Origin of the sequence: Candidatus Accumulibacter sp. ACC012 (assembly GCF_907163155.1) — a bacterium.
GTDB lineage: Bacteria > Pseudomonadota > Gammaproteobacteria > Burkholderiales > Rhodocyclaceae > Accumulibacter > Accumulibacter delftensis.
The window spans coordinates 73,130-81,770 of the sequence record NZ_CAJQUC010000013.1; the positions used below are offsets into that span (position 1 = coordinate 73,130).

The following is an 8,641-nucleotide window of genomic DNA, read 5'->3' on the forward strand; positions in this document are numbered from 1 at the left end:
GAACGCGCCGCCCTGAAAAGGCGCCTGCTGCGCAAGAGGATGAGCAAATAAAGTCTGGCTTACTCCAAGGTGGCGGCTGGTGACACAACTGCTTGTTCTACCCCTACAAGCAGGCGGCGGCTGCCGGCGCGCAAGGGCGAGAAAGGTACGCCGATCCAGTATTGGAAATTCAGCAAGGAACAGGCCAAGACCGACGAGGCCGGCAAGCCTGTTCTCGACGCCCAGGGCAAGCCGGTGAAAGACGATGTGCGGCTGGAACGGCCCCGGGTGTTCTTCACCACCGTGTTCAACGCCGAGCAGATCGACGGCCTGCCGCCGATACAGCCGCGCAAAGAGCAGGAATGGAATGCCCTCGAACGGGTTGAGCACATCCTGCAGGCATCCGGAGCGCTGATCCAGCACGGCCCGCAAAACCGGGCTTTCTACCGGCCGGGGTCCGACAGCATCCACCTCCCCGAAAAGGGTCAGTTTCCCAGCGCCGACACTTACTATGCGACAGCGCTGCACGAACTGGGACACTGGACAGGTCACCCGTCACGCCTGGCTCGAGACCTGGTGCATCCCTTCGGCAGCGAGGCCTATGCCAAGGAAGAGCTGCGGGCGGAAATTGCCAGCATGATCATGGGCGATGAGCTCGGGATCGGTCACGACCCAGGCCAGCACGCGGCCTATGTCGGAACGTGGATCAAGGTCCTGAAGGACGATCCACTCGAAGTTTTTCGCGCGGCCGCCGACGCCGAGAAGATCCACGCCTATGTATTGGCTCTGGAGCAACAGCAGGTTCAGGAACAGAGCACCGAACAAAGCCAGGAAGCGATCGCGCCGGTCATTTCCGACAGCGAAAACCAGGAGGCAGCCATGCAGACCTTGACGCACAGCGAAGCCAACGCGCACGAACAGGCGGCTGAACTGGCGCGCATCGAGGAAGAACGGGTCCGCCGCGATCCCGACAGCACTGTCGAGCAGATTGCCGCCGCAAGAGAGGCGCGCAAGTCGGCTGATCTGGCCGCCGTGCTCAACGACGCCGATATCCAGCGGCGCGTCGCACAGATCGAGGGCGAGAAGACGTCGGTGCCGGCGGTGAATGACGCCGACCAGGCGAAAAAGACCTATCTCGATGTGCCGTACCACCAGAAAGACGAGGCGAAGGCGCTGGGTGCGCGTTGGGATCGTCAGGAACAATCCTGGTTTCTTCCGGCAGGCATCAAGGACGCCGCTCCCTTCGCCCAGTGGGCACGGCAAACCGACAGCGCGGCCCCGGAAGGTCAGGCCAAGCCCGAGAAACAACGTACTCAGGAACGCCAGTATCTCGCCGTTCCCTACGGCGAACGGGCCGCCGCCAAGGCCGCCGGCGCGCTGTGGGACAAGGCCGCGAAATCCTGGTTTGCCAGCGCGAAGGCCGACAAGAGCCGGCTGCAACGCTGGTTGCCGGAAAACGTCCCTGGCCAGCAAGGGCCGGCCATGTCGCCGCGAGACGAGTTCGCCGAGGCGCTGCGCTCGATCGGCTGTGTCGTGAGCGGCGAGCATCCGATGATGGACGGCAAGAAACATCGCATCAGCGTCGAAGGCGAGAAGCTCAGCGAGAAAGCCGGGTCCGGCTTCTATGTTGGCCACCCGGCCGGCTATCTGAAGAACAACAAGACCGGCGTCGACATGAAGTGGAAGTCGAAGGGCTACGCGCTCGACCCCGAGCAGAAAGCCAGGCTACAGGCTGAAGCGGCTGAAAAGCTGCAAGCGCGCACTGCCGAGCAGGAGCGGCTGCAAGAGCAGGCGGCGCAGCGGGTGGCCAAGCAGATGGCGCACCTGCTGCCGGTCACCACACCGACCACGTACATGCAAACCAAGGGAATCGAGCCGCAGGCAGGCGTTTTCACGGACAAGGAAGGCCGGGAAACCTACATCCCGGCCACCGATACCGACGGCAAGCAATGGACGATGCAGTACATCCAGGAGGACGGCACCAAGCGCTTCGCCAAGGACAGCCGCAAGGAAGGCTGCTTCCATGCAGTCGGCGGCCTGGACGCCCTGGCCAAGGCCCCTGCCCTGGTCATTGGCGAAGGCTACGCGACGGCCAGCAGCTTGCAGCAGACGCTGGGTTTCGCGACCGTCGCCGCCTTTGACTCGGGCAACCTGCTACCCGTCGCCAAGGCCTTGCATGCGAAGTTCCCGGACAAGCCCATCCTGATCGCCGGCGACGACGATCGGCACCTCGAAGCCACGCAGGGAATAAACCCCGGCCGCAGCAAGGCCGAGGAAGCGGCCAAGGCGGTTGGTGGCAAGGCCCTGCTACCGATCTTCGCGCCTGGCGAGCAAGTCGCAGAGCCGAAAGGCTTTACCGACTTCAACGACCTGGCGACCAAGAGCGTGTTGGGGCGGGAAGGCATCGAGCGGCAGGTTCGTTCGGTGGTTGATGACGTTATCGAGCGTTGCCACGCGCACGGTGTTGAGCTACTGCAGCAAGTCGAGAAACAGGAGCAGAGGCTACGTAGGGCGGTGAAAGTGGGCTGACGGACATGGCGTCATCGCAGGCTGTGCTGCGATGACGGGTTCTTGGCTTGCTCACGGTGGGTGCGTGAGTGACTCAGAAGGCATCAAGGTGTTCAGCGTCTGCTCGCTCTTTGGGGACTGCCTGCGGCAGCCCCCCGCCACTAGGCTCCCCCCGACGGCGAGATCGCTTGCGCGAACTCGCTTAACCGCATCCACTCAAGCTACCGGACACCGTTGACCGCCACCATGACCTGAGCGGCTAGCGTGAATGCCACGTGAAGGCCGACCTGCTGCTGATTTACCGCCCCGTCTTATCGACCGCTTTCCGTCCAACTGAGCGCGGGTAGCTAGCGCGAACTGCCTTGACAATGTTCTCCCAGGCGGAGTAGAAGGACTACTTGCTTCAGGTTTCCCGAGGGCTATCGCCCGAGGGATGAAATGGGAAGCCGGTGTTTCGAGCCTGTTCCACAGGCCGAGAGTATTCCGGCGCTGCCCCCGCAACGGTAAACGAGAGCAAGGAACTGCAACACGCCACTGTGCAACAGCATGGGAAGGCGCAGATCCAGGGATTTTCCCGCTCGTGAGCCCGGAGACCTGCCTGAGGCATGCGGATCGGCATTGCGGAGGGCGATGTCTCGGTACTCTGGTCGCTCTGACCCCTGTTTCCGGTTGCACTTCCTCCTTTTGCCGTTGTTTCGTTCGTTCGGCTTGCGCGCGGGTGTGCGCAGAGGAGAACTAGGTGCCGGCATTATTCCCATCGACCCGGGCGGGTGCGCTGCTTGCGTGCTCGTACCCGTGCGGCGACACGCTTCGTCACCACCGCAAAACACCCGACAGCGTTTTCGGCGGCCGTTTGGCTGCCAGCAATCGATTGCTGGCCAGGCGGCAAGCATGAGCGCGACCGATCGCGAGGAGTCGCACCGTGCGCGCATGCAGCGCAAAAAGGCCGTGGTTGATACCGCCATCGCCCGTGCCGATCGCGACCAGGGCTTGCTGCTGGTGCTCACCGGTAACGGCAAGGGCAAGTCGAGTTCGGCTTTCGGCATGGTCGCCCGTGCCCTCGGACACGGCCTGCGGGTCGGTGTCGCGCAGTTTATCAAGGGGCGCTCGGACACCGGCGAGGAGGCCTTCTTCCGTGCTCAGCCAGGGGTCACCTGGCATGTGCTTGGCGAAGGCTTCACCTGGGAGACGCAGAACCTGGCCCGCGATCGGGAAACCGCGCGCCGCGCCTGGGCCGTGGTTGCCGAGATGCTCGGCGATCCGTCGCTGGGGCTGATCGTCCTCGATGAACTGACCTATGCGCTGAAGAACGGCTGGCTGGATTTGCCGCTCGTGCTCGCCGATCTGGCCGCCCGCCCGGCGCTGCAGCACGTGGTGATTACCGGCCGCGGCGCGCCGGACGAACTGTGCGCCGCAGCCGACACGGTCAGCGAGCTGCGCGACGTCAAGCACGCCTTTCGCGCTGGCGTACGGGCGCAGAAAGGGGTCGATCTGTGAGCGCTATGCCGGCGTGCCCGGCGCTGTTCATTGCCGCGCCTGCTTCCGGCCAGGGCAAGACGACGGTGACCGCGGCTCTCGCAGCGCACCATCGTGGGCAAGGGCGGCGCGTGCGCGTTTTCAAGACCGGCCCCGATTTTCTCGATCCGATGATCCTCGAGCGCGCCTCTGCTGCGCCGGTCTATCAGCTCGACCTGTGGATGGGCGGTGAGGAGCACTGTCGGCAACTCCTGCACGCGGCGGCGGCCGAAGCCGACCTGATCCTCATAGAAGGCGTCATGGGACTCTTCGACGGCGACCGCTCGAGTGCCGATCTGGCGGCTCTGTTCGGCATTCCGATCGTGGTGGTGATCGACGGCAGCGCCATGGCCCAGACCTTTGGTGCCCTGGCACATGGCCTGGCTACCTACCGACCGGGCCTGCCTTTCGCCGGCGTATTTGCCAACCGCGTCGCCGGCGAGCGCCACTACGAGATGCTCGCCGAGAGTCTGCCGTCGGGGCTGGCCTGCTTTGGCTGGCTGCCGCGCGACGCCGAAATCGCCCTGCCCGAGCGTCACCTCGGTCTGGTACAGGCGGCCGAAGTCGCCGATCTCGACGCGCGCATAGCCCGCGCGGCGGCCGCGTTGCAGGCGCTGCCCAGGCGCCTGCCAGCGGCCGTCAGCTTCGCTGTCTCAGCCGTGTCGCCGACAGCGCTTGGCGCGCAGCCGCGACCGCTGGCCGGCGTGCGCGTCGCGGTGGCACGGGACGGCGCTTTCGCCTTCCTGTACCGCGCCAATCTCAATCTGCTACGCGAACTCGGTGCCGAGCTGAGCTTCTTTTCGCCGCTGCTCGATGGCTCGCTGCCAGAGGCCGAAGTGCTCTACCTGCCGGGTGGTTATCCCGAACTGCACCTCGCAGCGCTCGCCGCCAACGCGCCAATGCACGCCGCGATTCGCGCTCACCATGCCGCTGGCAAACCGCTAGTCGCCGAGTGCGGCGGAATGCTCTATCTGCTCGAGTCACTGGCCGACAAGGACGGCTGCCGGGCCGAGATGGTCGGGCTCTTGCCAGGCAACGCCAAGATGCTCGGCCGCCTCGCCAACCTCGGCCTGCACCGCGTCACACTGCCCGAAGGCGAGCTGCGCGGACACAGCTTCCACTACTCGCAGATGGAGGACGCCGCTGTCGCCGATCGCGATCAGCGAAGGCGCGCGGGCGGGACGGCGCGGCGAAGCGGTCTATCGCGTCGGCCGTGTGCATGCCTCGTATATGCACCTCTACTTCCCCTCAAACCCGGAGGCGGTGGCGCAGCTATTTGCGCCAGCAGCTTCTTCATTGTCCACCTGAAAGAAAGGAAATTACCATGCATATCGAACCCGGCATCATCGCCCAGGCCAAAATCGTTCTGGCCAATGCCTCGGCCGTCGGCCTCGTCGCTTACTACGCCAGGGACCTGCTCAGACAGCCGGCGGACATCGTCCGCACGCTGCTCGCGGCACTGTTCTTCTCGCTGTTCATGCAGAGTTTCCACGTCAATGTTGGCCCCTCGGAATTGCACTTCGTCGGCGCCATGGCCATCTATCTGACACTCGGTTTTCTGCCGACGCTGCTCGGTTTCGCTGCCGGGCTGCTGCTCCAGGGCCTGCTCTTCGAACCCATGGATCTGCCGCATCTGGCGGTCAACTCGCTGTCTCTGATCGTGCCGCTGATCGCCGTTCACTACAGTGCGGGTCGCCAGCTGCGTGCCGCGCTGGCCGGCCGTGTCGTCAGCTGGGGGGCGATCGTCAAGCTCGACGCCATGTACTACACCGGCGTCACGGCCATGGTCGGTTTCTGGCTGCTCGCCGCCGAGGTGGCGACGCCGCTGGCCGCCTGGGCGTCGTTTGCCAGCTCCTACCTGCTGATCGTCATCTGCGAGCCCTTGTTCACGCTGGCTGTCGTTCGCCTTCTCAAGCGCCACGAAAACAAGCGCCTGATTGCCACCTGCTTCGACATCCAGTCGCTCAAGCTGGCGAACTGAACATGGGCAAGGTGTGGTTCGTTGGCGCCGGTCCGGGCGATCCCGACCTGATTACCGTCAAGGGCCGGGATCTGATCGCCGGCGCCGGGGCGATTCTCTTCGCCGGGTCGCTGGTTTCGGAGGCAGCCATGCGCTGGGCGCCGGCGGGCTGCGTGATCGCCGATTCCAAAGACATGGCGCTGGCGGAAATCACCGCCTGGCTGGTCGAGCAGGCGCAGACGAACGCCATCGTCGTTCGTCTGCAGACCGGTGACCCGGCGCTGTTCGGCGCCTTGATCGAGGTGACGCAGCCACTCGATGCTGCCGGCGTCGACGTTGGCGTGGTGCCGGGCGTGTCGTCGGCGATGGCCGCAGCGGCCGCTGCCGTCGAGACGCTGACCCTGCCCGAGGTCACCCAGACGGTGATCCTGACCCGCGTTGCAGGCCGCACGCCGATGCCGGCCGGCGAATCGCTGCAGGAACTGGCGCAGCACCACTGCACGCTGTGCGTGTTTCTCTCGATCACCCTCCTGCAGCAAGTGGTCGAGGACTTGCGCGCGGCCGGCTGGCGCGACGACGCCGCGATCCTGGTGGTTCATAAGGCGAGCTGGCCGGGCGAGGAGGAAAATCATCCGCGGCACGCTGACCGACATCCGCGACAAGTGCCGTGCGGAAAAAATCGCCAGCCAGGCGATGATCATCGCCAGTCCGGCGCTCGGCGCGCGTCACTGGCCGCAGTTGAAGAAATCGAAAACTTTACGACGCAACTTTCACGCACCGCTTTCGCCGGGCATCGGAGGTAAAACGAAATGGATGGTTCGACAACAGTGCTGCTTGCCGCGCATGGCTCCCGCCATCCCGACGGCAACGACGAAATCCGCCGCTTTGCCGGCGAGTGGCAGAAGCGCCATCCCGCCTGGCGCATCGAGGTCTGCTTCATTGAGCATGCCGACGTGCTCCTTGCCGACGGCCTGCAGCGTGCGGCACACGGCGCCCGGCAGGTGCTGGTCGTACCGCTGATTCTCAACGCCGCCGGTCACGTCAAGATGGAGTTGCCGGCGGCCATGGATGCTGCCCGTGCGGCTTACCCGCAGGTCAGCTTTCCACTGTGCTCGTCACCTCGGCATGGGCCGCGAGATCTTCGCCGTGTTGCAAGGACAGCTCGCGCGCCTGATGAAGTCGCTGGCCATGCCGGACCCGCAAACCACCGGCCGTGGTCCTGCTCGGCCGCGGTTCGTCGGACGCCGGTGCCAACGGCGAACTGGCCAAGCTGGCGCGCTGGCTTTTTCGAGGACAACGAGCACGAACTGGTCGACCTGGCCTTCACCGGCGTGACCTGGCCGCGCCTGGAAACCGTCGTCCAGCGGCAGGTGCGGCTGGGCATGACGCAAATCGCCATCGTCCCGGTGTACCTGTTCAACGGCGTTCTCATCGAGCGCATCAATGCGCAGGCCGAACGGCTGCGCCAGCAGTACCCACAGATCGCCTTCGCCGCTGGCAGCTACTTTGGCTTTGATCCGGGCATTTTCGACCTGCTCGATGCGCGCGTTTCCGGCCGTGAGCTGCCGAGCGGGGCACTGCTCGAGTGCGACGGCTGCAAGTACCGGCAGGCGGCCGAGGCCGAACACCTGCACGATCACAGCCACACGCAAACCCCAACCCTGCTGGTCGGTGCTCGGCACGCACATGCAGGCGAAGGGCCGTCCAGGCGCATGACCACGACGATCATCAACACGCCCACATCTGAGCTGCCATGACTATCCCCGCCGTTACCGAACAACTGACCGCCAGCGGCCGCGCCATCGAGCACGGTTCCTTCGCCATCATCGACGCCGAAGTCGGGCCGCAACGACTACAGCGCCGAGCAGTGGCCCCTGGTGCGGCGCATGATTCACGCCAATGCCGACTTCGAGTTCAAACGGCCTGACCGTTTTCCATGCGCAGGCGATGGCTGCCGGTCTGCTGCGCTGCGCAAGGGCGGTACGCACGATCGTCACCGACGTCGAGATGATCTGCACCGGCTTGTCCAGGCCACGCTTGCAGCACTTCAGGCTGCACACCCGGCATTACATTTCTGATCCGGACGTCATCGAGCGGGGCGCATGCCGAGGGCACGCCGCGCGCCGTGCAGGCGATGCGCAAGGCGCAATCGCGAGGGCGAACTCGACGGTGCCATCGTCCGGCATCGGCAATGCGCCGACCGCGCTGATCGAAGTGGTGCGCCTGATTCGTGAAGAGGGCGTCCGGCCGGCTCTGGTGATCGGCATGCCGGTCGGCTTTGTCTCGGCGGCCGAGTCGAAGGACCTGCTGATGGGCATTGACCGACGTCCCCTGGGTGGCCATCCGCGGCCGCAAGGGCGGCTCGACGCTGGTCGTTGCCGCCATTCACGCGCTGCTTTCCTTCGCCGAGAACGAGCAGCAACGGGTGGCATGAGCGACACCGCTCAAGCGCTTGCCCCGCCCAAGCTGCGCAAGTCTGCCACGCGTCGCCAGCGTGGCAACCGCACCGGCTTCAGCACCGGCGCCTGCTCGGCAGCGGCGGCGCGTGCGCGACGATCGGCCTGCTGACCGGGCAGGTGCCGGCGCACGTACTGTGCCGACTGCCCAATGGCAGGAGGTGTGCTTCGCGGTGATCGATGCCGGCATTGTCGGGGAAGGCCTGCTGCGCCGCGCCTGCGC

4 protein-coding genes, 5 pseudogenes and 1 riboswitch are annotated in these 8,641 nt (G+C 65.3%); all 9 genes and pseudogenes read left to right on the forward strand.

From position 1 onward, the window contains the following. Positions 1 to 104: 104 nt before the first annotated feature. Positions 105 to 2,508, forward strand: a pseudogene (locus QZ648_RS14130) (zincin-like metallopeptidase domain-containing protein); the annotation flags it as partial. A 367-nt stretch (positions 2,509 to 2,875) separates the two neighbouring features. Then, positions 2,876 to 3,104: riboswitch (cobalamin riboswitch) on the forward strand. Positions 3,105 to 3,378: 274 nt separating this feature from the next. Next, entirely contained in the window at positions 3,379 to 3,984 is a 606-nt protein-coding gene (gene cobO, locus QZ648_RS14135) for a cob(I)yrinic acid a,c-diamide adenosyltransferase (RefSeq protein WP_169068696.1), read from the forward strand. Between the two features lie 5 nt (positions 3,985 to 3,989). After that, positions 3,990 to 5,310 (forward strand): annotated as a pseudogene (locus QZ648_RS14140) (cobyrinate a,c-diamide synthase). Positions 5,311 to 5,326: 16 nt separating this feature from the next. Beyond that, positions 5,327 to 5,983 carry an energy-coupling factor ABC transporter permease gene (locus QZ648_RS14145; protein ID WP_169068600.1) on the forward strand — a complete coding sequence of 219 codons (657 nt, stop codon included), beginning with the start codon at positions 5,327 to 5,329 and terminating at the stop codon, positions 5,981 to 5,983. A 2-nt stretch (positions 5,984 to 5,985) separates the two neighbouring features. Beyond that, positions 5,986 to 6,758 (forward strand): annotated as a pseudogene (gene cobM, locus QZ648_RS14150) (precorrin-4 C(11)-methyltransferase); the annotation flags it as partial. Between the two features lie 13 nt (positions 6,759 to 6,771). Continuing rightward, positions 6,772 to 7,709 (forward strand): annotated as a pseudogene (locus QZ648_RS14155) (sirohydrochlorin chelatase). A 6-nt stretch (positions 7,710 to 7,715) separates the two neighbouring features. Continuing rightward, on the forward strand, positions 7,716 to 7,889 hold the full coding sequence (locus QZ648_RS14160; protein ID WP_291997432.1) for a hypothetical protein: 174 nt from the start codon (positions 7,716 to 7,718) through the stop codon (positions 7,887 to 7,889). A gap of 20 nt (positions 7,890 to 7,909) precedes the next feature. Beyond that, positions 7,910 to 8,215, forward strand: a pseudogene (locus QZ648_RS14165) (precorrin-8X methylmutase); the annotation flags it as partial. Between the two features lie 82 nt (positions 8,216 to 8,297). Beyond that, positions 8,298 to 8,396, forward strand: coding sequence for a hypothetical protein (locus QZ648_RS14170; RefSeq protein ID WP_291997434.1), 99 nt, complete (start codon positions 8,298 to 8,300; stop codon positions 8,394 to 8,396). The last annotated feature ends 245 nt before the right edge of the window (positions 8,397 to 8,641 follow it).